At 71.4% G+C, this 25,535-nt stretch carries 23 protein-coding genes and 1 pseudogene; 15 read left to right on the top strand and 9 right to left on the bottom strand.

Annotated features, from left to right (window positions below; translation table 11 throughout):
* Positions 1 to 21 precede the first annotated feature (21 nt).
* A complete protein-coding gene (locus tag BKA18_RS11535) occupies positions 22 to 252 on the bottom strand; it encodes a hypothetical protein (RefSeq protein WP_366043053.1) in 231 nt (76 codons plus the stop codon).
* 119 nt (positions 253 to 371) lie between these two features.
* Here BKA18_RS11535 and BKA18_RS11530 point away from each other — a divergent pair, with 119 nt between their 5' ends.
* Positions 372 to 1,004, top strand: coding sequence for a TetR/AcrR family transcriptional regulator (locus BKA18_RS11530; RefSeq protein ID WP_366043052.1), 633 nt, complete (start codon positions 372 to 374; stop codon positions 1,002 to 1,004).
* A 33-nt stretch (positions 1,005 to 1,037) separates the two neighbouring features.
* Here the strand turns inward: BKA18_RS11530 and BKA18_RS11525 are convergent, their stop codons facing one another.
* Positions 1,038 to 2,570 (bottom strand): aminotransferase class I/II-fold pyridoxal phosphate-dependent enzyme, encoded by a 1,533-nt coding sequence (locus BKA18_RS11525; RefSeq protein WP_366043051.1) that lies wholly within the window; start codon positions 2,568 to 2,570, stop codon positions 1,038 to 1,040.
* A gap of 104 nt (positions 2,571 to 2,674) precedes the next feature.
* Between BKA18_RS11525 and BKA18_RS11520 the strand changes: the two genes are divergently transcribed.
* Complete coding sequence (locus BKA18_RS11520; RefSeq protein WP_366043050.1) at positions 2,675 to 3,670, top strand: LysR family transcriptional regulator; 996 nt, start codon at positions 2,675 to 2,677, stop codon at positions 3,668 to 3,670.
* Between the two features lie 40 nt (positions 3,671 to 3,710).
* Here the strand turns inward: BKA18_RS11520 and BKA18_RS11515 are convergent, their stop codons facing one another.
* On the bottom strand, positions 3,711 to 4,148 hold the full coding sequence (locus BKA18_RS11515; RefSeq protein ID WP_366043049.1) for an Lrp/AsnC family transcriptional regulator: 438 nt from the start codon (positions 4,146 to 4,148) through the stop codon (positions 3,711 to 3,713).
* Positions 4,149 to 4,319: 171 nt separating this feature from the next.
* Here BKA18_RS11515 and BKA18_RS11510 point away from each other — a divergent pair, with 171 nt between their 5' ends.
* Together BKA18_RS11510 and BKA18_RS11505 are read left to right on the top strand one after the other, a co-directional pair.
* Positions 4,320 to 5,594 carry an ArgE/DapE family deacylase gene (locus BKA18_RS11510; RefSeq protein WP_366043048.1) on the top strand — a complete coding sequence of 425 codons (1,275 nt, stop codon included), beginning with the start codon at positions 4,320 to 4,322 and terminating at the stop codon, positions 5,592 to 5,594.
* A 185-nt stretch (positions 5,595 to 5,779) separates the two neighbouring features.
* Positions 5,780 to 7,207: an amino acid permease gene (locus BKA18_RS11505; protein ID WP_366043047.1), complete on the top strand. Its 1,428-nt coding sequence runs from the start codon at positions 5,780 to 5,782 to the stop codon at positions 7,205 to 7,207.
* 81 nt (positions 7,208 to 7,288) lie between these two features.
* Here the strand turns inward: BKA18_RS11505 and BKA18_RS11500 are convergent, their stop codons facing one another.
* Positions 7,289 to 8,164: a glycosyltransferase family 2 protein gene (locus BKA18_RS11500; RefSeq protein ID WP_366043046.1), complete on the bottom strand. Its 876-nt coding sequence runs from the start codon at positions 8,162 to 8,164 to the stop codon at positions 7,289 to 7,291.
* A 223-nt stretch (positions 8,165 to 8,387) separates the two neighbouring features.
* On the opposite strand from BKA18_RS11500, the gene BKA18_RS11495 reads away from it, so the two are divergent.
* From BKA18_RS11495 to BKA18_RS11485, 3 genes are all read left to right on the top strand, one after another.
* Positions 8,388 to 8,750 carry a cupin domain-containing protein gene (locus tag BKA18_RS11495; protein ID WP_006605799.1) on the top strand — a complete coding sequence of 121 codons (363 nt, stop codon included), beginning with the start codon at positions 8,388 to 8,390 and terminating at the stop codon, positions 8,748 to 8,750.
* A 327-nt stretch (positions 8,751 to 9,077) separates the two neighbouring features.
* Entirely contained in the window at positions 9,078 to 9,485 is a 408-nt protein-coding gene (gene trxA, locus BKA18_RS11490; RefSeq protein ID WP_006605800.1) for a thioredoxin, read from the top strand.
* Positions 9,482 to 10,078: a histidine phosphatase family protein gene (locus BKA18_RS11485; RefSeq protein WP_366043045.1), complete on the top strand. Its 597-nt coding sequence runs from the start codon at positions 9,482 to 9,484 to the stop codon at positions 10,076 to 10,078. Before trxA ends, BKA18_RS11485 begins: the two co-directional genes overlap by 4 nt.
* Positions 10,079 to 10,144: 66 nt before the next feature.
* Here BKA18_RS11485 and BKA18_RS11480 read toward each other — a convergent pair whose 3' ends face one another.
* From BKA18_RS11480 to BKA18_RS11470, 3 genes are all read right to left on the bottom strand, one after another.
* Positions 10,145 to 11,176 (bottom strand): rod shape-determining protein, encoded by a 1,032-nt coding sequence (locus tag BKA18_RS11480; protein ID WP_006605802.1) that lies wholly within the window; start codon positions 11,174 to 11,176, stop codon positions 10,145 to 10,147.
* Positions 11,177 to 11,362: 186 nt separating this feature from the next.
* Positions 11,363 to 11,974, bottom strand: a complete 612-nt coding sequence (locus tag BKA18_RS11475) for a hypothetical protein (protein ID WP_366043044.1) — start codon at positions 11,972 to 11,974, stop codon at positions 11,363 to 11,365.
* 179 nt (positions 11,975 to 12,153) lie between these two features.
* Positions 12,154 to 13,113: a TetR/AcrR family transcriptional regulator C-terminal domain-containing protein gene (locus tag BKA18_RS11470; RefSeq protein WP_366043043.1), complete on the bottom strand. Its 960-nt coding sequence runs from the start codon at positions 13,111 to 13,113 to the stop codon at positions 12,154 to 12,156.
* Between the two features lie 170 nt (positions 13,114 to 13,283).
* Here BKA18_RS11470 and BKA18_RS11465 point away from each other — a divergent pair, with 170 nt between their 5' ends.
* Positions 13,284 to 14,972, top strand: coding sequence for an MFS transporter (locus BKA18_RS11465; protein ID WP_366043042.1), 1,689 nt, complete (start codon positions 13,284 to 13,286; stop codon positions 14,970 to 14,972).
* A 51-nt stretch (positions 14,973 to 15,023) separates the two neighbouring features.
* On the opposite strand, the gene BKA18_RS11460 is transcribed toward BKA18_RS11465, so the two are convergent.
* Positions 15,024 to 15,455 (bottom strand): MarR family winged helix-turn-helix transcriptional regulator, encoded by a 432-nt coding sequence (locus tag BKA18_RS11460; RefSeq protein WP_366043041.1) that lies wholly within the window; start codon positions 15,453 to 15,455, stop codon positions 15,024 to 15,026.
* Between the two features lie 88 nt (positions 15,456 to 15,543).
* Here BKA18_RS11460 and BKA18_RS11455 point away from each other — a divergent pair, with 88 nt between their 5' ends.
* The 7 genes and pseudogenes from BKA18_RS11455 (at position 15,544) to BKA18_RS11425 (ending at position 24,005) form a co-directional block, all read left to right on the top strand.
* Positions 15,544 to 16,563 carry an NADP-dependent oxidoreductase gene (locus BKA18_RS11455; protein WP_006605807.1) on the top strand — a complete coding sequence of 340 codons (1,020 nt, stop codon included), beginning with the start codon at positions 15,544 to 15,546 and terminating at the stop codon, positions 16,561 to 16,563.
* A gap of 351 nt (positions 16,564 to 16,914) precedes the next feature.
* Positions 16,915 to 17,343: an organic hydroperoxide resistance protein gene (locus tag BKA18_RS11450; RefSeq protein WP_366043040.1), complete on the top strand. Its 429-nt coding sequence runs from the start codon at positions 16,915 to 16,917 to the stop codon at positions 17,341 to 17,343.
* A gap of 331 nt (positions 17,344 to 17,674) precedes the next feature.
* Positions 17,675 to 17,800 (top strand): hypothetical protein, encoded by a 126-nt coding sequence (locus BKA18_RS11445; protein WP_256331947.1) that lies wholly within the window; start codon positions 17,675 to 17,677, stop codon positions 17,798 to 17,800.
* Between the two features lie 287 nt (positions 17,801 to 18,087).
* Positions 18,088 to 19,089, top strand: coding sequence for a LacI family DNA-binding transcriptional regulator (locus BKA18_RS11440; RefSeq protein ID WP_366043039.1), 1,002 nt, complete (start codon positions 18,088 to 18,090; stop codon positions 19,087 to 19,089).
* 248 nt (positions 19,090 to 19,337) lie between these two features.
* On the top strand, positions 19,338 to 20,990 hold the full coding sequence (locus BKA18_RS11435) for a sugar ABC transporter ATP-binding protein (protein WP_366043038.1): 1,653 nt from the start codon (positions 19,338 to 19,340) through the stop codon (positions 20,988 to 20,990).
* Positions 20,980 to 22,994, top strand: a pseudogene (locus BKA18_RS11430) (ABC transporter permease/substrate-binding protein). The gene BKA18_RS11435 and the pseudogene BKA18_RS11430 overlap by 11 nt, the downstream one beginning before the upstream one ends.
* 84 nt (positions 22,995 to 23,078) lie before the next feature.
* Entirely contained in the window at positions 23,079 to 24,005 is a 927-nt protein-coding gene (locus BKA18_RS11425; protein ID WP_366043037.1) for a ribokinase, read from the top strand.
* 102 nt (positions 24,006 to 24,107) lie between these two features.
* Here the strand turns inward: BKA18_RS11425 and BKA18_RS11420 are convergent, their stop codons facing one another.
* Complete coding sequence (locus BKA18_RS11420) at positions 24,108 to 25,502, bottom strand: nitrilase-related carbon-nitrogen hydrolase (protein WP_366043036.1); 1,395 nt, start codon at positions 25,500 to 25,502, stop codon at positions 24,108 to 24,110.
* Between the last annotated feature and the right edge of the window lie 33 nt (positions 25,503 to 25,535).

Raw genomic sequence — 25,535 nt, 5'->3', positions numbered from 1 at the left:
CAGTGATCGACCCTCTACGGCCTACCGTGCAGGAGGCCATGCGGGCTGCTGGCCGAACTCGGCGAAGATGCCGGCGAGGAAGGTCGACAGATGACTGAACTCGATCTGGTCGAGGAGGAGTTCGCAGGCGAAGGCCCGCGCCCGGTCAAGGCCGCCGTTGAAGTGCTTGGCGCGGGGCTTGTTCTTGATCCGTTCGGCGTTGCGGCGGAACAGGTCCTGGGTGGGGAGCGGGTGGTACGTGACAGGCGGCATGGCCATTCCTTCCACCCGCGGGTGCGGTAGGACGGTGTCCGGCGAGGAGTGGGCAGATCCAACATACATGAATCTGAGTTCAGGTTCATGTACTGGTCTCGAATGCGACAATCGACGATGTGACCACCGACAGCACCCCTCGGCCTCCGCAACAGAAGCGCAGTCGCGCCGCCATGGAACGCATCCTCGGTGCCGCCCAGGAACTCGTGGCCGAACGAGGCGCCGCCGCGCTGACCATCGCCGACGTTGCGGTGCGCGCCGAGGTGGCCGTCGGCACCATCTACAGCCGCTTCGCGGGCAAGGACGCGCTTCTGGCCGCGGTGCAGGACCGGTGGCTGGACCAGCTCATCGCCCGCCACCAGGCCAACCGCACCGCGGTCACCGAAGTGTCAGCGGACTTCCAGGACGTGGTCGCCCGATGCGTCTCCGGCATGGTCGGCACATTCCGCGACCATGCGGACCTCATCCGCGAGTTCGCCCTGCGCAACGCCGCGCAGCCCGTCCAGGACAACGCGGCCCTCCGCAAGCTCCACGAAGTGTTCACCCAGCTGTGTGACGTCATCCTGGCCCACCCCGGCCGACCGGACGAGATCGACAGGCGCCGGGTCGCCCTGGCCGTGCGTGCGGCGCAGGCAATCCTGGAGTGGCGAGTGACCACCCCCCTCGCGGTGGCGCCGGACAACGACTGGGACACGCTCAGCCAGGACCTGCCCGGTCTGGCCATGCGCCACCTCAGCGGCAACGCCTCCTGACCCCCCTCGCTCCTTGGTGCCCGCCTGCGGTGTTCACATTCGCCGCTCTCCCTTCGTCACCACCGAATCCGCGCCAGGGCCTGATTCATGACACTCCCGGTCCACGACGCGCAGCGTCGTCACGGCCGGGTCCGCAGCGCCCCGTACGTGACCGTTGGGCGCTGCCGCGGTGCGGTGGAAGAACTCGACGAGCTCCGCGGTGATGACTTCTCCGGGCAGGACGTTGGGAATGCCGGGCGGGTACGCGGCGAGCGTGTCTGCAGAAATCCGCCCGACGGCCTCGTTGGCCGGCACGGTGCGGCTGGGCGCGAGGAACGCCTCACGCGTGGTCATCTTGAGGGCACCGGGGGAGGGCAGACGCAGTCGGTCCGCCGGAGCCTGTTCGCCGAGCGGGCTCGGGAGGGCGTGCAGGGCTTCGGTGAAGCGGTCGACGTCGGGCGCCGCGCCTGCGCCGACCACGGCGACGATGGCCGCGTCGGTGGCGACCTCGACCATGATCCGGTGATCACGCATCAGGTGCCGTCGGGCCTCGTGCCCGGAGATGCCGCCGGCCCGGGTGTCGATCGCTACCCGCAGCGGATCGGTGGTGACGATGTCGGGAATGCGTCCGAAGTCGTCGCTGACCACGCGGAACCGGTCGGCGGAGCGGACCTGGGAGCGCATCTTGTCCGCTGCCTCCAGTGAGGCACTGATCCGGTCCTGGCCGGTCACGAGAGTCTGTCGGGCCACGTCGAGAGAAGCCAGGAGCAGTGCGCTGGCGCTGGTCGACTGCGTCACGTGGAAGACCCGCTGGATCAGGGGCTCCAGGGTGTCGGCGAAGGGTCCCTCGCCGAGGTGCAGCATCGCGGACTGGGTGAGGCTTCCGGCCAGTTTGTGGGTGCTGGAGATGGCGATGTCGGCACCCTGTGCGAGGGCGTTCGCCGGGAGTTCGGGGTGGAAGCCGAAGTGCGATCCCCAGGCTTCGTCGATGATGAGCGGGATACCCGCGGCGTGGGCCACGTCGGCGCAGGCGCGTACGTCGGCGACCGCGCCGAAGTAGCTGGGCGTCACCAGGTAGGCGGCGGCCGCTTCCGGGTGGGCGGCGATGGCCCGGGCCAGGTCGGCCGGGGTCACCCCGTGCGCGATGCCCAGGTCGGCGTCGACCGACGGATAGGCGAAGGCGGCCTTCTGGCCGGAGAGGACCAGGCCGTCGATGACGCTGGAGTGGACGCTGCGCTGGACGATCAGTGTTTCGCCGAGTGCCCGGGTGACCAGGGTCGCCATCCGATTCCCCTGGGAGGCGCCGTTGGTGAGGAACCACGTCCTGCGTGCGCCCCAGGCATCTGCCGCCAGAGTGAGCGCCTCGTCCATGGGGCTGCGGGTGCCGAGGTCGATGCCCTCCAGCAGCGGCGGCAGGTCCAGCCGTAGGGGGACGTCGCCGACGAGCTGCGCGAGCGGGCCGAAGTGCAGCGTGTCGGCGGAGTGCCCGGGGACGTTCAGCCGCAGCCAGTCCTCGCGGGCGAAGGCGTGGACGGCCTCGGCGTAGGGGGCGGTGTGCTGGGCGGTGCGAGTGGTTCGGTAGGTCACACGTCGCAGCGTCACAAGGAACATCGCTGAGAGGAATACTCTGTTTTTATGGATGGCTCCAGAGAAATCCTATAGCTCCGCCCACCTCCGAAGACTGGCCTGCCATGCTCGAACTGCGCCATTTCCAGGTTCTGCGCGCCATCGCCCACGAAGGTTCCCTCGCCGGCGCTGCCCGAGCACTCCGCTACACCCAGCCGACGGTGACGTACCACCTCACGACCCTCGAATCGCACTTCGGTGCGCCGCTGTTCCACCGAGGCCCCCGTGGTGCAGTCCTCACCGAGGTCGGAGAGGCGCTCCTGCCGCACGCGGAGGCGGTCCTGGAACGCGTCAAGCTCGCCGAGCAGGAGATCCGTGGCCTGGTCCAGCGCGGCACCATGACCCTGCACGTGGGAACGTTCCCCACGGCCGGCGCCTTGCTTCTCCCCCCGGCCGTCCGCACCCTCCACCAGAGGGGAGTTGATATCACGTTGCGCGAGGGAGAACTGCCTGCACTGCTTGCCGCGCTTCGCTCCCGGGAACTGGATCTGGCCTTGGTCTTCTCCCAGCCGGGAGACCCACTCGACCTGGGGGAGGAGTTCGTCGTCCATCCGCTTGTCGAGGACCCCCTGCTGCTGGTGCTGCCTGCCGACCATCCGCAGGCGGGGCGGGAACGCGTCCCGCTGACGGCACTGCGCGAGGACGGCTGGATCATGGGCACCACCGACTGGGACCCGTGCGACCGCCTGCTGTCCTGGGCCTGCGCACGGGAGGGCTTCGAACCCGTGCGGGTCATGCGAACCGACGACTACGGGGTGCTGCAGGGATTCGTCGCCGCAGGTGTCGGCGTCGCGCTCGTCCCGCGTCTGGGACTGGGAAGTCCCCGAAGGGACATCGCGATCCGACCGGTCGACGGACCGGTGCTGGCCCGGCAGATCGGTGTCGCGGTGCTGCGGACCACCACGGCCGTCAGCGCCGGCCAGCTGCTGGCCGAGCTGCGGACCGAGGCCGAGCGGATCCAGGCCGGGCACGGTGGCGCGGAATCCTTCTCGGCGATCACCTCGGCCGGTGACTCTGCCGGCCAGGATCACCCAGCGTCGGGAGCGCCGTCCAGCAGCTGACGGACCGTGCCGGCGGGATCGTCCGGAAAGGGCAAGTCGCCTACAGCCGTGGCCGGTTGATCAGACGGGAGAGCACGATCACACTCTCGGTGCGGTCGATGACCGGGGCCTCACGGACCCGCTGAATGGCCTGCTCCAGGTGCGTGATGTCGCCGGCGAGCATGTGCAGCATCGCATCCGCCGCGCCGGAGACGGTGCACGCCTCGACGACTTCCGGGATCTCGTCCAGATTCCGTCGCAGTTCGGCGGGAGAGGGATTGCCCCTGCAGTACACCTCGACGAACGCCTCGGTCCGCCACCCCAGTGTCTGGGGGTCGATGAGCGCGGTGAACCCGCGAATTGCGCCCGTGGCGACGAGCCGGTCGAGTCGGCGCTTGGCAGCGGGCGCGGACAGCCCGGCCGCTTCACCGATCTCGGCATAGGTACTGCGGGCGTTCCGCAGAACGCAACGGATGATCTCTTCGTCGACAGCGTCCACGCTGCTACCTCCCCGGGAGAGACGACCTGTGCGAAGCGAAGAAAATCTCCACGTCAGGCGTAAATAAGCAAGAAATCGATACTGCAAGGAAAGATATAGCGATTGTTTGCGTCTGGGCGCGAACATAGCATCCGTGGTTATTCGCTGAGCCGCAACGACGGGAGTGACCACATGACAGCAGTGCTCAGTGCGGGGGAGCGCGCTGCCCTGGAGGAGATCGACGAGACCGCCATCGCCCGGATGCTGCTGGAGCTTCTCGCGGTCCCGAGCGTGACCGGGAGCGCCGCCGAGAGCGAGATGCAGCACCTGCTGGCCGGGCAACTGGACCGGCTGGGCCTCGATGTCGACCTGTGGCCCGTGGACCTCCCCGCCGTGCGCGCGCACCCCGACTTCCCCGGGACCGAGGCACCGCGCGAGGAGGCCTGGGGGCTCGTGGCGACCACACCGGACGGCGGTGACGGGCCGACCGTGATCCTTCAGGGGCACGTCGATGTCGTCCCGCCCGGCGACCTCCGGCAATGGGACGGCGATCCCTTCGTCCCGAGAGTGTCCGGGAACGTCGTGCACGGCCGCGGTGCCTGCGACATGAAAGCCGGACTGGTCGCCAATCTCGCCGCGTTGGCGGCTCTTCGCGCCAGCGGAGCCAGGCTGCGCGGTCGGGTGGCCCTCCACTTCGTCGTCGGTGAGGAGGACGGCGGGCTCGGAGCCTTCGCCACCCTCCGGCGCGGACACACCGGCGATGCGTGCCTCATCGCCGAGCCGACCAGCGGCACGCTGGTGACCGCGAACGCCGGCGCGCTGACCTTCCGCATCGAGGTCCCCGGCCAGGCCACACACGCGAGCACGCGCGACGCGGGAGTCAGTGCCATCGAGGCGTACTGGACCGTCCACCAGGCGCTCGCCCGCCTGGAAGCCCGGCGCAACATGGCTGCCGACCCGCTGATGGCGGAGTACACCACCCCGTACGCACTCTCCGTCGGCACGCTCCGCGCAGGTGACTGGGCAAGCAGCGTGCCGGACCGCCTCATCGCCGAGGGCAGGCTGGGCGTTGCCCTCGGCGAGGATCCGGCCGAGGCGGTCGCCGACTTCGAGACCTGCGTGGCCGAGGCCTGCGCACAAGATCCCTGGCTGCGCGAGCACCCGGCGATCGTGACCTGGCCCGGCGGCCGGTTCGCGAGCGGCCGACTGCCCGCGGGCCATCCGCTCGGGGCTCTGGTCCGGGAAGCGCACGCTGACGCGGTCGGCGGGCCGCAGGTGCGCGAACGCGGCGCGCCCTACGGAAGCGACCTGAGGCTTTACGCCGCGGCCGACATCCCGACCCTGCAGTTCGGGCCTGGCGACGTGCGGCTGGCCCACAGCACCCGGGAACAGGTCCGCGTCCCCGAGATCGCTGCCGTGGCCCGCACCCTCGCACTCACGGTGCTGCGCGCCGTAGGCACCGCATAGCGAGGAAACGACAGCAGCCCACACAGGGGCATGGCCATCGACCTCGGACAGGAGGTCGGCCACTCGGCCGGGTGAGCAGCGCTTCCGTACGGAACAGCGGCAGCACCCGATGCCCCGCCGATGGGGACCCGGCACCCGATCCGTGCACAAGGCCCGGACACACCCGCAGCGAAAGGGACACCGTCATGACCTCAGCGGAGGTTGACCAAGGCCGGATCAGTGACGAGGCCGCTGAAACCGCGCCGGAAGAAGGGTATCGGCGCGGGCTCAGTGCTCGCCAGATTCAGATGATGGCCATCGGAGGCGCGATCGGCACCGGGCTCTTCTACGGCTCCAGCACAGGCATCGCCATGGTCGGGCCGAGCCTGGTGGCGTGTTACGCGGCCGCAGGCATCGTCATCTTCCTCATCATGCGGGCGTTGGGTGAGCTCCTGACCTATCGCCCCGCCTCAGGAAGTTTCGCCGACTACGCGCGCGAGTTCTGCGGCCCGTTCGCAGGCTTCGTCACCGGCTGGTCGTACTGGGCCGCCTGGGTCGCTTCCTGCATGGCCGAGGTGACCGCCGCCGGCCACTACATCGCCTACTGGTGGCCCGCCGTCCCGGTCTGGGCCACGGCCGCGGTGGCCCTGGGCGTGCTGCTCGTCGCGAACCTGGTGTCCGTCAAGCTCTTCGGCGAGCTGGAATTCTGGTTCTCCACCGTCAAAGTCGTCGCGATCATCGCGATGATCGTCATCGGCATCGGCGTACTGTCCTTCGGTTTCTCCTCCCTCGGGCACACCGCCTCCGTCCGGCACCTGTGGGCCGACGGGGGATTCGCACCGTACGGCGCCTGGCAGTCCATGCTGGCCATGCAGGGCGTCGTCTTCGCCTATCTGGGCGTCGAACTCGTCGGCGTCACCGCCGGCGAGGCCAAGAACCCCCAGCAGACCCTCCGCAAGGCGATCAACACGCTTCCGATCCGCATCGCCGTCTTCTACATCGGTGCACTGATCATCCTGCTGTCCGTCCTCAGCTGGACCGAGTACACCCCCGGCGTCAGCCCCTTCGTCCAGGTCTTCGCCAACGTAGGCATCCCCGGCGCCGCCGGCATCATGAACTTCGTCGTTCTCACCGCCGCCCTGTCCGCCTGCAATTCCGGAATCTACTCCGCCGGCCGGATGATCCGCGGCCTGGCAGTCAACGGCGAGGCCCCACAAGCCATGACGAAACTCAGCGACCGCCAACTTCCGGTACCCGCAGTGGTGCTGTCCATCCTGGTCATGGCCGTCGGCATCGTCGTCAACGCCATCTCCCCGGACAAGGCATTCGTCTACATCACCTCGGTCAGCGCGTGCGCCGGACTGTGGACATGGTCCATGATCCTCGCTGCGCACCTGCGCTATCGGGCCAAGGTGCGCGCCGGGCTCCTGCCCGGTGTCGACTTCCGGCTGCCCGGCGCCCCGGTCACCAACTGGATTGCCCTCGCCTCACTCGTCTTCGTCTTCGTGCTGATGGCCCTCTCCAGCGACACCCGGCTCGGTCTGTACGCATGGGCGGTGTGGTTCACCGTCCTCACGATCGGCTACCAGGCCGTCAAACGGCGCACCCCGCGGTCGGCTTCCGCCCACCAATAGGAGCGACCGGGACGGCTCGCAGCGGCCCGCACGCGCCCTTAGGACTATGGGATCGGCTGCCGGTGACGTGGTCGTCGGCCGTCAGATGACCGGTGGCCGGCCCAGTTTCGTCATGCGCCATACCGTGCGCCAGTGCATCGGGCGGCGGCGGCCGCAGGGGGTGCGTACGCCCTCGGCGAAGCCTGCGGCCCAGGCGCGGATGCCGGGCACGGAGCGGGTGCGGGCGGCCGTCAGTATTGCCCATACGCCCAGGTAGAGCGGTACCAGGAGGGCGGGCAGGTGGCGCTTGGCCAGCCAGACGCGGTTGCGGGCGACCATGCGGTGGAAGACGGCGTGCCGGGTGGGGGAGGTGTAGGGGTGCTGGAGCACGAGCTCGGGTGCGTAGCGGATGGTCCAGCCATCGTCCAAGGCCCGCCAGGCGAGGTCGGTTTCCTCGTGTGCGTAGAAGAATTCCTCGGGCCAGCCGCCGATTCTGTCCAGCATCGGCACGGACAGCGAGTGTCCGCCGCCGAGGAAGGTGGTGACCAGGCCGCCGCGTCCCGGGTCGCCGACCCGCAGGCGGGGGACGTGGCGGCGCTGGGTGCGGCCCAGTTCGTCGGCGATGCGGAAGCTCACGATCCCCAACTCCGGCTCACGGCTGTGCAGTTCGGCCAGCCGGCTGAAGACGTCGGGGCTGATCAGCAGGCCGTCGTCGTCCAGGTCGACCACCAGGTCGAGGTCTCCGAGCTTGCGCAGCTCGTCCAGGGCGACGTTCCGGCCGCCGGAGACGCCGAGGTTGTCGGTCAGCTCGACGCCCTTCGCGCCGTGCGGCAGCGGGGGGAGCGGCGAGCCGTTTCCGATGACCACGATGTGCGCCGGCTGGAGGTCCTGCTTGGCGATCGAATCCAGCAGGGCCTGTAGCTCGGCGGGGCGGTTCCCCATGGTCAAGATGGCGACGCCTACGCGCAGATGACGCACAGAAGAGTGCTCCGTTCTTGCGGTCCTTTCGGGATGCTAGCCGCCGGAGGAGGCGGTTGCGCGCCATCGCACCTCCACGGCGACAACCCGGCCGGGCGGCCCCGGTGGGGGCGGCCTCACCGGTGGCCGGGTGCGCGGCCGCGGCGCACCATGGAAGGACCAGATGGAAGGGCCAGGGGGCAGGCAGGCACGACCAGGGGGGTGGCAGGAGGGAGCCCTCATGTTGATGGAAGTCAAGACGGTCGACAAGCCGGATGAGCGGCGCGACTTTCCCCGGGGTCACCTCGAAGCCCTGCACCTCACCGGACTGGACTTCGCCGTGGCCACCTTCGAGCCCGGATGGCGCTGGTCGGAGTCGGTGCGCCCGCTCGCCGGGACGGACAGCTGCGAGATCCACCACAACTGCTTCATGGTTCAGGGCCGTATGCGGATCCGGATGAATGACGGCGCGGAGTCCGAAGTGGGACCCGGCGACGTCTTCGTCTGCCCGGCCGGTCACGACGCCTGGGTCGTCGGGGACGAGCAGGTCGTCGTGTACGACTTCGCGGGCGGTATGGCGACCGAGTACGGAAAGGCCAAGGGGTAGCCGGCTGCGCCCTGTGCGGCGTGGAGGCCGGAGTACGGCCGGGGCGCGGCGGCCGACGGTTGCCGCACCGGCCGCAGAGGGGCGCTGTGCGCGGCGGGAAGCCGGGCCGGCGCCCCCGCGCAGGGGGCGGCGAGGCCTGGTGGGCGCCGCGCCGGGAGGGCGGCGGACGGCGTGGCGAGCCCCACGTGAATCGGGATGTCTAGGAACGTGATCGGTGGGCAGGGGTGCGGGACGGTCCGGCGCGCGGAATACGTCACGGGATGTTCCCGTTGCCGCAGCCGGAGACCGACTGGTAATCGTCGACAGACCGGAAGCAGGGAAATTCGCATGAGCACCATCGAGCTCACCAAGGAAAACTTCGACGAAATCGTCTCCGGCAACGATTTCGTTTTGATCGACTTCTGGGCCGAGTGGTGCGGGCCGTGCAAGCAGTTCGGCCCGGTCTTCGAGAAGTCGTCGGAGACGCACGACGACCTGGTCTTCGCCAAGGTCGACACGGAGGCGCAGCCCGAGCTGGCGCAGGCCCTCCAGATCCAGTCCATCCCGACCGTGATGATCGTCCGGGAGAACATCGCCGTCTTCGCCCAGCCGGGCGCGCTGCCCGCGGAGGCCCTGGAGGACGTCATCGGCCAGGCCCGCGCACTGGACATGGACGAGGTCCGGGCGTCGGTCGCCGAGGCCCAGCAGGCCGAGCAGGCGCAGGGCGAACAGGGACAGCAGGCGCAGAGCTCGTGAGCGACCTCCTTCTGGTCCGGCACGGCGAGACCGAGTGGAGCAGGGACGGCCGGCACACCAGCTGGACCGATCTGCCGCTGACCGTGGACGGTGAGGAGCAGGCCCGCGCTCTGCGGCCGCTGCTGTCGGACCGGAAGATCGGGCCGGTGTACGCCAGCCCGATGCAGCGGGCGCTGCGCACCGCCGAGCTGGCGGGCCTCGCCCGTCCGCAGATCGACGCCGACCTGCGGGAATGGGACTACGGCGGCTACGAGGGCGTCACCACCGCCGAGATCCACTGCGGCCGGCCCGGCTGGTATCTGTTCTCCGACGGTGTCGCCGAGGGGCCCGCGGCACATCCGGGCGAGTCGCCCGAGCAGGTCGGGGCGCGCGCCGACCGGGTGCTGGCGCGGATCGCGCCCCGGCTCGCCGCCGAGGAGGGCGATGTGGTGCTGGTGGCGCATGCGCACTTCCTGCGGGTGCTGGCCGCCCGCCGTCTTGGGTTGCCGGCCGCCGCCGGCGGGCTCTTCACCTTCGAGACCGGGACGGTGGGCGTGCTGGGGACCGAGCACGACCGCCCCGCGGTGGTGGCCTGGAACGCGCGACGTCTGTGAGGGCGCAGTCTTTGGGGACGAGGTTCTGAGGGCGGGGAGGGATGAGGGCGGGCCGGGTCCGGTCCCCTAGGGCGCCATCGGGTCGAGGTGCAGGGGCTGTACTTTGCCCTCGATCATGGCTCCGAGCCCCATGACGGCGCAGATGTCGGGGCGGTCCGCGGTGTGCACCGGCATGGTCGTCGCCTGATGGATCATCGGCTCCAGGCCGGGGATCAGTGCGCTGCCGCCCGCGAGCACGATGCCGCGCTCCCCGAGGTCGGCCACCAGGTCCGGTGGGCAGCGCCGCAGGACGGCCCCGATGGCGTCGAGGATCGCGGTCAGCGGGGTGGTGATGGCATCCCGTACCCGCTCGGTGTCGACATGTACGGAGCGCGCCATGCCGCTGACCAGGTCCCGGCCGTGCACCTCGGTGGAGCCGGGGGTGAGTCCGTCACCGCCGGAGAGCACCATCTGCAGCGGACGGACGGCCTGACCCGCCAGCATCAGCTCGTGGTGCAGCCGCAGATGCTGGATGACCGCATGGTCGATAGCGTTGCCGCCCACCGGCACGGTCTCCGCCGCCACGATCGAACCGAGGGAGAGCACCGCGACCTGCGTGGTTCCCGCGCCGCACACCATGATCATGGTGGCCTCGGGCTGCTCCACCGGCAGTCCCGTCCCCACCGCGGCGGCGACCAGGGTGTCGACCAGCTCCACCCGCCGCGCCCCCAGCCCGGTCAGGGTCTCCACGGCGGCCCGCTGCGCCAGCGGCTCACTGCCGTGCGGGAGGCAGACCGCGGCTCGCGTCGAGGGGCGCCGCCGCCAGGTCTTGCGCAGCTTGTCGCCGACCAGGGTGCGCAGCAGCCGTTGCGCCATGTCGATATCGACGATGGTGCCGTTCGAGACCGGGCGCACCACCCGGATGTAGTCGGGCGTGCGGCCGTCCATCACCTCCGCCTGGGCGCCGACGGCCAGCAGCGCCCCGGTACGGGTGTTGATGGCGGCGACGGTCGGTTCGTCCACGACCAGCCCCTGGTTCTTCACATACACCCTGGTCCGGGCGGCGCCGACGTCGATGGCGGCCGAGCAGCGGCGCAATTGGGCGAGGCTGATGTTCATGGGTGATTCCTCCCCGACGGGCCGGTGTGGACGGAGCGCTCGGGCGGCCCGTTCGCGAGGAGCCGCTGTGCGTCATCCTCCGGTCGCGGGCGGCCGGCCGCCTGTCGGGAGGTCCGCTCGGGGGACGGGTGACGGGGGGTTGCGGCAGCGGAGTGAGGCGGCGGGCGAACCGCTGCGGCGGGCGCCTCAGCCGGTCAGCCGCTGGTACAGACCCCAGGTGAATTCGGGGACGATGTCCTGCGGGGTGCCGTCGGGGCCGGGGGCGGTACAGGCCAGGCGCCAGCGGGTGGGGGCGCTGCCCTCCATCGGGCGGGCCGGGGCGAAGGCGCGGGCGACCTCGTCGACCGTGCAGGACCAGGGCCGCAGATCCGCGGTCGTACGCAGGTCAGGGGCGGTGGCGCCGGGTGCCCGGACCAGCCAGGCGTTCCAGACGGTGCCCCGGCCGGCGGTGAGGACCTCGAACCGGAGGCCGGGCCAGAGCGGGACGGGCCAGGTCACGGCCTCGCAGGTGAGATCGCCGATCCGGCGGGGGGCGACGGCCTCGGGGGTGCCGAGCAGCGCACGATAAGGCTGGATGCCGCCGGGCGCCCGCGGGGCGTGCATCCGTGCCTGCCAGCGGCGGTTGGCCTCACGCAGGTCCGCGCGGGAGACCTCCAGGGTGCGCAGCGCGTCCTCGACCAGGTCCGGGTGGTGGTCGGCCATCCGGCGCAGGAGGACGAGCTGGAAGGCGACGGGGCCCGGCAGTCCGGAGGGGGTGCCGGGGCCGGCGGGCGGGTCGCTGTCAGGGGTGCGGTTCATGGGGGACATGGTGGTGGACGGCGGGCGTCGGCGGCATGGGGGCGGTCACGCCGTGGAGGAGCGGCCGGTCGCGCCGGGACCGCGGTGTGAAGCCGGCCGGCCGGGCCCCGCGGGGAAGTCGGCCGGCCGGAACCCGCCGGGAAGTCGGCCGGCCCAAGTCAGCTGCCCCCGCCGGGAGTTCACCCGGCGTCATCGGCCCCCGCGGCCTGCCGGTCGATCAGTGTCGCCATCCCGTCCAGGAGGCGGGCCAGCCCGAACTCGAAGATCGACTCCAGGTTCACCGCGCCCTCGTCGGCCCCCGAGATCCCCGCGTACATGGGGTACGAGCCCGAGGTGAGAATGCCCTCGAACACCGGCTCCATCGCCGCCATCCACTGGTTCTGGTCCAGGCCCGTCTCCTGCTCGGCCTCCAGATCGTCCTCGAAGCCGGCGGCGGTGGCGAGCACGTGGTTCAGCAGCGTGATGGCCATGTGGATCAGCGTCACCGGGTCGATGCCGGTCACCCGCGCCATGGTCCACTCGATCAGTGCCATCGCCCGCGGCATCGGCTGGGGCCGGGTGATCGACAGGTACTGCGCCAGCCAGGGGTGGCGCCGGTAGAGCTCCCATTGCAGCCGGGCACCCGCCTCCATCCGCGCGCGCCAGCCGTCCGGCGCGGGCTCGGGCAGCTCGATGCCGGCGAACGCGGCGTCCGCCATCAGCAGCACCAGTTCGTCCTTGCCGGCCACATGACGGTAGAGCGCCATCGACGACACCCCGAACTCGGCGGCGACCCGGCGCATCGACAGCGCCCGCAGCCCCTCGGCATCGGCGACCCGGACCCCGGCCCGTACGACGCTCTCGCGACTCAGTCCGCGGTCCGTCTCGCGCGGGCGCCGCTCACGTGGGGCCGCAGCTCCCGCGGCCCGCGGCGCCGGCGGCTCGGCCACCACCGTGCCCACCCCCGGTACGGCCCGGACCAGGCCCTCCTGACGCAGCGTGGTGAGCACCTTGGTGGCGGTCGCCATCGCCACGCCCCACTCCTGGGTGATCCGCCGGGTCGAGGGCACCCGGTCGCCCGGCGCCAGCTCGCCGGTGTCGATACGGCGCCGGATCTCGTCGGTGATCCGGCGGTAGGGCGGCGGGGCGGGCTGTGCCACGGGACGGCCTCCGTACTAGTGCACTAGGGCGGTTTCGCTGGCATCGAGGGTAGCAGCGGGCGGTCCGACTGGGCGTTACCTCGCCCTGGCGCACTAGTGTGATGCACATCCAATTCCCTTACTGGTGCTGCTGTTTGCGCCGTAAGCGCAGCCTGTTTACCGTGTCATCCATGTCGTTTACCTCGTACACATCGCCACCGCGGGCCGGCCGCCGGGAGTGGACCGCCCTGGGCGTCCTGCTGCTGCCCTGCCTTCTCGTCTCGATGGACGTCTCGGTGCTCTACTTCGCCGTGCCGTTCCTGACCGCCGAACTGGAGCCCAGCAGCGTCCAGCAACTGTGGATCCTGGACGTCTACGGCTTCGTGCTGGCCGGCCTGCTGATCACCATGGGTGCCCTGGGCGACCGCATCGGCCGCCGCAAGCTGCTGCTGTCCGGTGCGCTCCTCTTCGGCCTCGCCTCCGGGCTCGCCGCCTATGCGCAGAGCGCCGAGATGCTCATCGCCGCACGGGCGTTGCTCGGCGTCGGCGGCGCGACCCTGATGCCGTCCACCCTCGCCCTGATCCGCAACCTCTTCCATGACGCCAAGCAGCGCGGCAAGGCGGTCGCGATCTGGTCGGCCGCGGTGACCGGCGGCATCGCGATCGGTCCGGTGCTCAGCGGGGTGCTCCTGGAGCACTTCTGGTGGGGGTCGGTGTTCTTGATGAACGCACCGGCGATGGTGCTGCTGCTGGTCTGCGGGCCGTTGCTGCTCCCGGAGTTCACGAACCCGGCTGCCGGGCGCTTCGATCTGACCGGCTCGCTGCTGTCGCTGCTCGCGATGCTGCCGGCGGTCTACGGCATCAAGGAGATCGCCCGCGACGGCGTGGCGGTGCTGCCGGTCCTCGCCCTGGTCGCCGGCCTGCTGGCCGCCGCGGCCTTCGTCCACCGTCAGCGCACCGCCCGCCATCCGATGCTGGACCTGGCCCTGTTCCGCAACCGCGGATTCAGCGTCTCGGTGCTGCTGAATCTGCTGGCGATGTTCGCCATCGTCGGCTGCGCGGTGTTCTTCACCCAATACCTGCAGTCTGTACGGGGCATGAGCCCCATGGAGGCGGCACTGTGGAACCTGCTGCCCACCCTGGCGGTGGGCGGGATGGCGCCGGCGGCCACGGCGCTCGCCCAGCGGATCGACCGGGCCGTCATCATCGCCATGGGATTCGCCATCGCGGCGGGCGGCTTCGTCTGGCTGTCCTGGCTGGAGCCGGGCTCGGCCCTGTGGTTCGTCCTGGTCGGCTCGTCCGTCTACGCCTCCGGCCTGGTGATGGTGATGTCGCTCGGCAACGAAATGGCCATCGGCCTCGCACCGCCCGAGCGGGCCGGTTCCGCCTCGGCCGTGCTGGAGTCCGGCACCGAACTGGGCGGCGCGCTGGGCATGGCCCTCCTGGGCAGCATCGGAAGCGCCGTCTACCGGAGCGGCATCGGCGATGCCCTGCCCCCCGGCCTTCCCCCGGCGGCGTCCGACGCGGCACGGGAGATGCTGGCCGGAGCCCTCGCGGTGGCCGCCGAACTCCCGGGCCGGGCCGGCGAATCCCTGCTGGCCGCGGCCCGTACGGCATTCACCGAGGGGCTGCAGACGGCGGTGCTGGTCGCCGCGGGCGTGATGGCCTGCGCCGCGGTACTGGCGCTGACCCTGCTGCGGGGGCTTCGGGTGGGGGGAGTTGCGGGGGAGGCGGACCGCGGTGGGGAGGCTGACGGCGCCGGGGAGGCTGACGGCGCTGGGGAGGCGGAGGATGCCGGGGTCGTCGGCGGGCCGCGGGCCGGCGTCTTTTTGACGGGTGGGGTGGAGCCGGTCGGTGGAGCGGGGGCCGGTGCCCGGTGAACGGCCCTTAGGTGACGGGGGCCCTTCCCCAGCCCGGGCCTCCGGTTCACTTCACTCCGGTGCGACGCCCAGCATCCGCTGGAGCAGCTCCTTGAGCAGCGTCCGCTCGGCGACCGTCAGGCGGCCGAGGGGTTCGCGCGCGAAGCTGAGTGACGTGCGCAGCGCCTCGGCCGTGCGCACGCCCTCGTCGGTCGGGGCGGCGAGCTTGACGCGGCGGTCGGCCGGATCGGGGCGGCGCTCGACCAGGCCGCGGGACTCCAGGCGGTCCACGATGCCGGTGATGTTCGACGGCTCGCACTTCAGGCACTGGGCGATCTTGCGCATCGGCAGCGGTTCGAGGGAGAGCAGCCTGAGCACCCGGGCCTGGGCGCCGGTGAGGGAGTGCTCGGCCGCGGCGTGCTCGTACTCCTCGTAGTAACGGGAGACGACGGTGCCGATGAGATCGACGACCTCGACGGTCAAGGTGTCTGCGCGCGGTGTCATGCACAGCAGGATACCCAATTGCTTGACAACATGAAATATCGAGGAGCATCATTGTTTCATCACCTGAAGCATTAGGAGGATCCGCGCTATGTCTGCACTGCCCACGACCGGTCGCGAATGGCACCTCGTCGCCCGCCCCCACGGCTGGCCCACCCCTGAGGACTTCGCGCTGCGCGAGGCCGCGGTGCCCGAGGTCGGCGAGGGCCAGATCCTCGTCCGCACGAAGCACTTCTCCGTCGACCCGTACATGCGCGGCCGGATGAACGATGTGAAGTCCTACGTCCCGCCCTTCCAGCTCGACCAGCCGATGGACGGCGGCGCGGTCGGCGAGGTCATCGCCTCGCGCGATGGCTCCTTGGCCGTCGGCGACCATGTGCTGCACAACTCCGGCTGGCGCGAGTACGCAGTCCTGGACGCCAAGCGCGCCGCCAAGGTGGACCCGACGCTGGCGCCGCTCACCGCCTACCTCGGCGTGCTCGGCATGCCGGGCCTGACCGCATACGCGGGGCTGCTGGAGGTCGCCTCCTTCAAGGAGGGCGACGCCGTCTTCGTGTCCGGTGCGGCCGGTGCCGTGGGCAGTGAGGTCGGCCAGATAGCCAAGCTCAAGGGCGCCTCCCGGGTCATCGGCTCGGCCGGCTCCGACGAGAAGGTCAAGCTGCTGGTCGAGGAGTACGGCTTCGACGCCGCCTTCAACTACAAGAACGGCGATGTCGCCAAGCAGCTCAAGGAGGCCGCGCCGGACGGCATCGACGTCTACTTCGACAATGTCGGCGGTGACCACCTCGAAGCGGCCATCAGCTCCCTCAACGTCCATGGCCGCGCCGCCATCTGCGGCATGATCTCGATGTACAACTCCACCGAGCCGACCCCGGCGCCGCGCAACCTCGCGATGGTGATCGGCAAGCGGCTGCGTCTGCAGGGCCTGCTGGTCAGCGATCACGCCGCGCTGCAGCCGCAGTTCGTCGAGGAGGTCTCCGCCTGGATCCGCTCCGGCGAGCTGAAGTACAGCGAGACCAAGGTGGCCGGCATCGAGAACGGCGTCGAGGCGTTCCTGGGCCTGCTGCGCGGTGAGAACACCGGAAAGATGATCGTGAGCCTCACCGACTGACGGTCGGCCGCGCCGCCGCAGTCCCGCAGTCCCGCAGTCCTGCAGTCCCGCAGCCCGCCGGCGGGCCGGCGGGCTGCGGAGGTGGGGCGGGGGAGGCGGAAGCTGAGGCGGGGGCGCTGGTGAGGCGGAGCGCTTGTTGAGGTGGGGCCGTCTGTTGAGGTGGGGCCGCCCGTTGAGGTGGAGGCGCTTGTCGAGGTGGGGGCGCCTGTTGAGGTGGGGTGGGGAGGGGGAGGGGGAAGCCGTAGAAACCGTGCACCTCTCCCCCCACCCCCGCACCCCCGCCGTTAGGCTCGGCGGCACGCCGTCGCGATCCGTGGGCGCGAGTCGCGGCGAACCACAGGAGGATTCGGTATGTCCATCCAGACCGTCGACGTCGTCTACACCGCCGTCGCCACCGCTGAGAACGGCCGTGACGGCCGCGTCGCCAGCGACGACGGCAAGCTCGACGTGGTCGTCAACCCGCCCAAGGAGCAGGGCGGCAGCGGCGCCGGCACCAACCCGGAGCAGCTCTTCGCGGCCGGCTACAGCGCCTGCTTCCAGGGCGCGCTCAGCGTCGTCGCCCGCCAGGAGAACGTCGATGTCTCCGGCTCCCGGGTGACCGCCGAGGTCGGCATCGGCAAGACCCCCGACGGCGGCTTCGGCCTCACCGTCGAGATCTCCGCCAAGATCCCGAACGTCGATGCGGCCACCGCCCAGGACCTCGTGGAGAAGGCGCACCAGGTGTGCCCGTACTCCCGCGCCACCCGCGGCAACATCGAGGTCAAGCTCACCGTCGCCTGACAGCCGGCGCCGCCGGCGATGCCACACCAGGGGCCGCATCCCGCTATGGGGTGCGGCCTCCTCGGGTTGGTGCCGGGTTCGGGGGCCCTCGCGTGCGTACCGGGGTGGCGAGGTGCGGTCCCGGCGTGGGTACCGGGTCGGCGAGGTCGGCCACGGCGCAGTGGGCTGGCGAGTGTGGCCGCCCTGGAGCAGGTGCCTGGTTCCGGTCGGAGTTTCGTCAACTCGCGCTATTCTTACGGAGCTTCACCGCGTTCCTCCCCACAGCTCCGCCGGCGGCCGGCCGGTGGAGGCCCCGGCCTCCGGGGCCTGTCCGGAGGAGCGAGGAGGAGCGATGGACGATCAGGACACGGAGCAGGAGAGCGACCGGTGGGCGCCGTCTGACAGATGGCAGGTCGTCATCGGGGTGCTGGGCCTGTTTGTGGCGATCGTCGCGTGTGTGGGGCAGTTCACCCGCTGAGTGCCGGGTCGCCCCAGAGGGTCCGGACACGGCCGGTGCCCGCCGTCGAGGCGGGGCGGTCAACGGGGGAGTGCCCGGGCTCGGCAGGTCCTGCAGCGCTCCCGGCCCGGTGCGGCGCGAGTATCCCCTGATGTGACACAGGCAACACGAACGCCGTCTTGACGCACCCGCCGTGTAATCGATTTCGTAGGCCCTCGCGCATTCCTACGAAATCGATTACATCCCGATCATGCGAAGCCGGTCCTCGGGCCGGTGAGCGATCGCACGGACAGAATGGCAACGGCGCCATGGCGAACATCAAGGATGTGGCAGAGCGGGCTGGAGTCTCCGTCGCCACGGTCTCCCGGGTCCTCAACGGCCGCAGTCCGGTTGCCGAGACCCGTGAGCGGGTGCTCGCCGCCGTACAGGAGCTGGGCTACCGCCCCAACAACGTCGCCCGCGCGCTGCGCACCGCACGGACCGGCGCGCTCGGCCTGATCATCAGCGATCTCACCAACCCGTTCTTCACCGAGCTGGCCGATGCCGTCGAGGACGAGGCCCGCAGCCTCGGCTACAGCCTGGTCATCGGCAACGCCGGCGAGCGCCCCGCGCAGCAGGACGACTACATCCGTACCCTGCTCGACCGCCGGATCGACGGCCTGCTGGTCAGCTCGGCGGGCACCGGCTCGGCGATGCTCAGCGAGGTCGTGGCCTCCGGCACCCCGCTGGTCCTGCTGGACCGCACGGTGCCCGGCATCGACGCGCCCTGCGTACGCGCCGACGGCCGCACCGCGCTCACCGAGCTCGCCGGCCATCTCGCCGCCCTCGGCCGCCGCCGTCCCGCGATCATCGTCGCCCCGGCCGGCACCCCGACCGGCGAGGAGCGCCTCGAACTCTTCCGTGCCGCGCTGGCCGAACACGGCCTCGCGCTGCCCGATGAGCGGGTCGGCAGCAGCCCTGATCTCCAGCACACCGGCGGCCGGCGGGTGATGAACGCTTTCCTCGACCTCGCCGAGCCGCCGGACGCGGTGCTGGCCACCGACAACCTGATGGCGCTGGGCGCGATGGACGAACTCCGCGCGCGCGGGCTGCGGGTCCCGGACGATGTGGCGCTGGTGGTCTACGACGACGTGCCGTGGTTCACCCACATCGATCCGCCGCTGACCGCCATCGCCCAGCCCACCCGCGAACTGGGCCGGGCCGCCGTGCACACCCTGCTGGCGCGGATCGAGGGCCAGCCCGCCGATTCGGTACTGCTGCCGGCCCGGCTGGTCGCCCGTCGCTCCTGCGGCGAGCCGCCCACCCCCTGAGCCGAGCCGGTGCGCTGCCGGGCCCTGTGATCCGGGACCGGCCACGCACGCGACCCGTGGGCAACGACCAGCCCAGCCACCCGAAGTCATCAACCAGCCCAGCCACCCGAAGCCAACGACCGGTCCAGTCACCCGAGTCAACGCCCCAGGCCGACCGCCCCGAGCCGGCCCCCCCATCAAACCCCCACCAACCCATCGCCCACCCCCCACCACACAAAGCAAGCCACCCAGGAAGAGAGGTGCAGCGCATGACCGGCGTCAATGACGACGTACCGGGCGGCCGCCAACTGCTGTGCGTGGAGGGGGTGACGAAGTCGTTCCCGGGCGTGCGCGCGCTGGACGGCGTGGACCTGACCCTGTGCGCCGGTGAGGTGCATGTCCTGCTCGGCGAGAACGGCGCGGGCAAGAGCACCCTCATCAAGATGCTCTCCGGCGCCCACCGCCCTGACGCGGGCCGCATCCTCGCGGCCGGCGGGCAGGCCACCAGGCAGGATGCCGCGCGCGAGGGCCTGCAGAACGGTGTGCACGACGGTCTGCAAGAGGTGCACATCCGTTCCGCGCAGGACGCCGAGCGGCTCGGCATCGCCACCATCTACCAGGAGTTCAACCTCGTCCCGGGGATGACCGTCGCCGAGAACATCTTCCTGGGCCGCCAGCCGCGCACCCGGCTCGGGCTGGTCGACAAGAAGACGATGCGGGCGCGCGCCGCCGAGCTGCTGCGCCGCGTCCGGCTGGACGTGTCCCCGGACACCCCGGTCTGCGAACTGGGCATCGCCCGCCTCCAGATGGTCGAGATCGCCAAGGCGCTCAGCCTGGACGCCCGTGTTCTGATCATGGACGAGCCGACCGCGGTGCTGACCTCCGAGGAGGTCGAGACCCTCTTCGAGATCGTCCGTGAGCTGCGCGACGCCGGCGTCGGCATCATCTTCATCACCCACCACCTGGAGGAGATCGGCGCCCTCGGCGACCGGGTCACCGTCCTGCGCGACGGCCGCTCGGTGCGGGAGGTGCCGGCCGCCACCGACCAGGACGAGCTGATCCGGCTGATGGTGGGCCGGGACATCGCCGAGCAGTACCCGAGGCAGCGCCCGGGCGAGCCCGGCGCGCCCCTGCTGCGGGTCCGCGGGCTGACCCGGCACGGCGCCGCGGCCGGGCCGGTCTTCGAGGGCATCGACTTCGAGGTGCGGGCCGGTGAGGTCGTGGGCCTGGCCGGGCTGGTCGGCGCGGGCCGTACGGAGGTCGTACGGGCGATCTTCGGCGTGGACCGCTACGACGCCGGTACGGTCGAGATCGACGGCAAGGAGCTGGCCCGCGGCGATGTGCGGGCCGCGATGCGCGCCGGGCTCGGCCTCGTACCGGAGGACCGCAAGGGCCAGGGCCTGGTCCTCGACGCGTCCCTCCAGGACAACCTCACCCTCGCCCGGCTCGACCGCGACACCCGCGGCGGGCTGGTGGACCGGGGCACCCAGCGGCGCGAAGCGGCCGCCGTCGCCGAGCGGTTGCGGGTCCGGATGAGCGGTCTGGGACAACGCGCGGGCACCCTGTCCGGCGGTAACCAGCAGAAGATCGTCATCGGCAAATGGCTGCTCACGGACGCCAGGCTGCTGATCCTCGACGAGCCGACGCGCGGTATCGACGTCGGCGCGAAGGTCGAGATCTACCAGCTCATCAACGAACTGACGGCGTCCGGCCGGGCGGTGCTGATGATCTCCAGTGATCTGCCCGAGGTGCTCGGTATGAGCGACCGGGTGCTGGTGATGTCACAGGGCCGGCTGGCCGGTGAGCTGCCGGTCGAAGCGGCCACGCAGGACGCCGTGATGGAGCTGGCGCTCCAGGCGCCGGATCACCCGAGCACGAAGCACAACGACGAGAGCGCGAGGGAGGGCTCCGATGTCCACTGAGGTGAAGACAGGAGCTGCCGCAGAGGCGGTGGGACGGGCACCGGGCCGGGACGGCCTGGCGAACTGGCTGAGCCGGGCGGTCCTCAGGAACGGCCCGCTCGGCGGTCTGATCGCGCTGGTCGTGGTGATGGCCGTGCTGTCCAGGGACTTCCTCAACGGGCAGAACCTGCTCAATGTCGGCGTCCAGGCGTCGGTCACCGCGATCCTCGCCTTCGGCGTCACCTTCGTGATCGTCTCGGCCGGTATCGATCTGTCGGTCGGTTCGGTCGCCGCGCTCTCCGCCACGGTGGTGGCCTGGGCGGCCACCGGCGAGGGCCTGCCGGTCTGGACGGCGGTGCTCCTCGGCCTGGCGGTCGGTGCGGCCTCCGGTCTGGTCTCCGGGGCACTGGTCGCGTACGGCAAACTGCCCGCCTTCATCGCCACGTTGGCGATGCTCTCGGTCGGGCGGGGCCTGGCCCTGGTCCTCTCCGGAGGTTCGCCGATCGCCTTCCCCGGTGCGGTCGCCGCGCTCGGTGACACCCTCGGCGGCTGGCTGCCGGTGCCGGTCCTCGTCATGATCGTGATGGGGCTGGTCGCCGCGCTGATCCTGGCCCGTACGTACTCCGGCCGTGCGATGTTCGCGATCGGCGGCAACGAGGAGGCGGCCCGGCTCTCCGGTATCCACGTCAAGCGCCGCAAGCTCGTGATCTATGCGCTGTCCGGCCTGTTCGCGGCGGTCGCCGGCATCGTGCTCGCGGCCCGGCTCACCTCCGCCCAGCCGCAGGCCGCAACCGGCTATGAGCTGGACGCCATCGCCGCCGTGGTGATCGGCGGGGCCAGTCTCTCCGGCGGCTCCGGCAAGGCTTCCGGCACGCTGATCGGCGCCCTGATCCTGGCAGTCCTGCGCAACGGGCTCAACCTGCTGAGCGTTTCGGCCTTCTGGCAGCAGGTGGCCACCGGACTGGTCATCGCGCTGGCGGTGCTCCTGGACACGCTGCGCCGCCGGAGCGCGCGATGAGGGCGGGGAGGACGGCGCGGAGGACGGTGACCCGGATGAACTCCCGTACGGGCGCCCGGCCCACGGCCCGTACGGGGGCCCGGCCCACGGCCCGTACGACGGTGTCGCTGGTGGCCGCGCTGGCCGCGGCCGGCGCCCTGGCCCTGACCGGCTGCGACCGCGGGGGCAACACCGACCTGGGGCTGGCGCTGTCCACGATGAACAACCCGTTCTTCGTCGGCATCAAGGAGGGCGCCCAGGCCGAGGCGGACGCTCGCGGTCTGCACCTCAACATCACCGACGCCCAGAACGACCCCACCCAGCAGATCAACCAGATGGAGACGTTCACCAGCCAGAACGTCAAGGCGGCCATCATCAACCCGGTCGACTCCGACGCCGCCGTCCCGGCCGTCGGCGTCGCCAACCGGGCGAAGGTGCCGGTGATCTCCATCGACCGCGGCGTCAACGGCGGCACGGTCGGCTCGACCATCGCCTCCGACAACGTCGCGGGCGGCCGGCTCGCCGCGAAGACGCTGGCCGATTCGCTCGGCGGCAAGGGGAAGGTGGCCTTCCTGGAGGGCCAGGCCGGTACCTCCGCCGCCCGGGAGCGCAGCGAGGGCTTCGAGGAAGGCCTCAAGAAGTACCCCGGCATCCAGGTCGTCGCCCGGCAGCCCGCGGACTTCGACCGCACCAAGGGCATGGACGTGATGTCCAACATGCTCGAGGCGCACCACGACATCGGCGGGGTGTTCGCCGCCAACGACGAGATGGCACTGGGTGCGGCCAAGGCGCTGGGCGGCCGCTCCGGCAAGGACGTCAAGGTGGTGGCGTTCGACGGCACCCCGGACGGCGTCAAGGCGGTCCGCGGCGGTGCGCTGACCGCGACCGTCGCCCAGCAGCCCGAACTCCTCGGCAAACAGGCCGTGGACTGGGCGCTGAAGGCCGCCCGCGGTGAGAAGCTGCCGCGGTCGGTCAGGGTGCCGGTGGTGCTGGTGACGGGGAAGAACGCCGCGAAGTTCGGCGGCTGAGCCCGCAGCCCGGCGGCGGGTGGCCGAGACCGACAGAGGCGGGCCGCCGACAATGACAGAGGAGAAGAAGTGGGAGAGCGGTGCATGTATGACGTCCTGGTGGTCGGCTCGGCCAACGCGGATCTGACGGTACGGGTCGAGCGGCGGCCCGGCGCGGGGGAGACCGTGCTCGGTACGGACCTGGTCGAATCGGCCGGCGGGAAGGGCGCCAACCAGGCGGCCGCCGCGGCCCGGATCGGCGGGCGCACCGCACTGCTGGCGCGGGTCGGCGGCGATGCCTTCGGCGAGATGCTGCTGGCCGCGCAGCGCGCGGCGGGCACCGATGTCGCCCCGGTCATCGTGGACGACGTGGCCCGCAGCGGCACCGCGATGATCATCGTCGACCCGGACGGCGACAACAGCATCGTGGTCTCGCCCGGCGCCAACGCCGCCCTCTCCCCGCGGGACGTGGCCGCCGCGCAGGACACCATCGCCGCCGCCTCGGTGGTCTCCCTTCAGCTGGAGATTCCCATGGAGTCGGTACGGACCGCGGCCGCGGCCGCGGAGCGGGCCGGCACCCGCGTCGTCCTCAACCCCTCACCGGCGCCCGAGGCGGCACTGGCTCCCGAACTCCTGGCAGTGTCCGATCCGTTGGTCGTCAACGAGCACGAGGCGCGCCGGCTGTCCGGGCGCGCCGACGGCAGCCCGGCCGAGTGGGCGCAGGCGCTCCGCGAGCAGGGCGCCCGCTCCGTCGTGGTCACCCTCGGCGGCGACGGTGCGCTGGTCCTGGATGCCTCGGGCAGCGAGGACATCCCCGGGGTGCGGGTCAAGGCGGTGGACACCACCGGCGCCGGCGACGCCTTCACCGGTGCCCTCGCCACCCGCCTGGCCCGCGGCGACACCCTGCCCGACGCGGCGCGGTTCGCCGTACGGGTCGGCGCTGCCGCCGTCACCAAGCCGGGCGCCCAGCCGTCCTATCCGACCCTGGCGGAACTGGCGGCGACGGTGCCCGAGGAGCCGTCGCAGGGGTGACACCGGTGCGGGGCCGGTGGCGCACCGGCGCCGGCCCGGCGGGACCTCACTCCCCGTCCAGCTCCTCCAGTCGTACCCGGGCGGCGCCGCCCCGGCCGGGCCTCACTCCCCCTCCAGCTCCATCGGCCCGTACAGCGCATGGTCCGCACCGGTCGCCAGTGCCCAGTAGCGGTCGCCGTAGGACCAGTGCCACCACTCCGTCGGGTAGTTGACCAGGCCCGCTGCGGTGAGGGCGGCGGTCAGCACCTGGCGGGCGGTGCGGACGGCAGGGGGCAGGCCCGGCGCGCCCGTGTAGCAGGCGCCGTCGCTCTCCTCGGGGGAGGCATTGATCGGCGTCCCCATGTCGACCTCTTCGCCGTCCGCGGTGACCAGGGTGAGATCCACGGCCCCGCCCGCACTGTGCGGGGCTATCTCAGGGGGCGACACATACCGGCTGGCGTCCTGGTGGAGGCGCTGCGCCTGCCGTTCCGGGAAGGCGGCGCGCAGTTCCTCCGCGTACTCCTCGAAGTAGCGGCGCTGCAGTGCCGGAGGACGGTAGCCCTCGACTATCTGCAGCCGCAGCCCGTCCGGCAGCAACTCCTGGGCCGCCAGCAGCCGTTGCAGCACGCCCTGGCGCAGGTGCGCGAAGTGCCCTCGGGCGTCGTGCCGGTCCTTGGCCACCAGCAGCGCGGGCGCCGCGGTCCGGATGTCCACCAGCGGCTCGCCGCACTCCTTGACGGGTATCGCGGCGATCGCCGGGTCCGCCATCAGCGTGATGCGGTCGCGGACATCGCTCAGCACCAGCTCCGCACCGTCGCCCGGGACCGGACCGCTCCACTCGGCGGCCGCCGCCACCCGCTCGCCGGTCGGCAGCCAGCCGCCGCTGAGGCCGCATGCCGGGCCGCAGCTGCCGATGCCGGTGCCGTTGGCCAGCAGCACCTGCAGCCCGCTGTCCCGGGCCAGCTCCGCATACCGCTCCACGCGCTCCGCCGAGTCGTGGAAGGCACTGGCCAGATACACCCCGCAGCCGTCCGCCGCGGCCCGCGCCGGTACCTCGGGGAAGCTGCTGTCCAGGCAGGTGGCGAGCGCGAACCGGACCCCGCCCAGCATGAAGCGGCCGTCCGCGCCGCCCGGCGTGAAGAGCTTGCGCTCCTCCCCGGACAGATGGCGCTTGTCGTAGCGGGTGAGCAGCGCACCGTCCGGCCCCAGGACGAACGAGGAGAGGGTCGGTCCGGCCGCGCCCTCGCGGGCCCGGCCCGCCGCATTCACCACCGCCGCGATCCCGGCCGCCCGGCAGGCCTCGCGCACGGGCGCCAGCCGGGCATCGTCCTCGGTGACCGTCATCCCCACCGGATCGGCGGCTATCAGGCGCAGGTCGTAGTGCGTCAGCGCGAGTTCGGAGAACGCCACCAGACCGGCGCCGCGGTCGGCGGCCTCGCCGACGAGCGCGGCCATCCGTGCGGCATTGGCCTCGATGTCGCCCGGGACGGAGGGGAATTGTGCGGCAGCAATGATCATTCGTCCATGATGCCCGGCGACGGCGCGGAGCGG

This window comes from Streptomyces auratus, from assembly GCF_050433025.1.
GTDB lineage: Bacteria > Actinomycetota > Actinomycetes > Streptomycetales > Streptomycetaceae > Streptomyces > Streptomyces sioyaensis.
The sequence above is the reverse complement of the archived record's forward strand: the minus strand, read 5'-3'. Positions and strand labels throughout refer to the sequence as shown.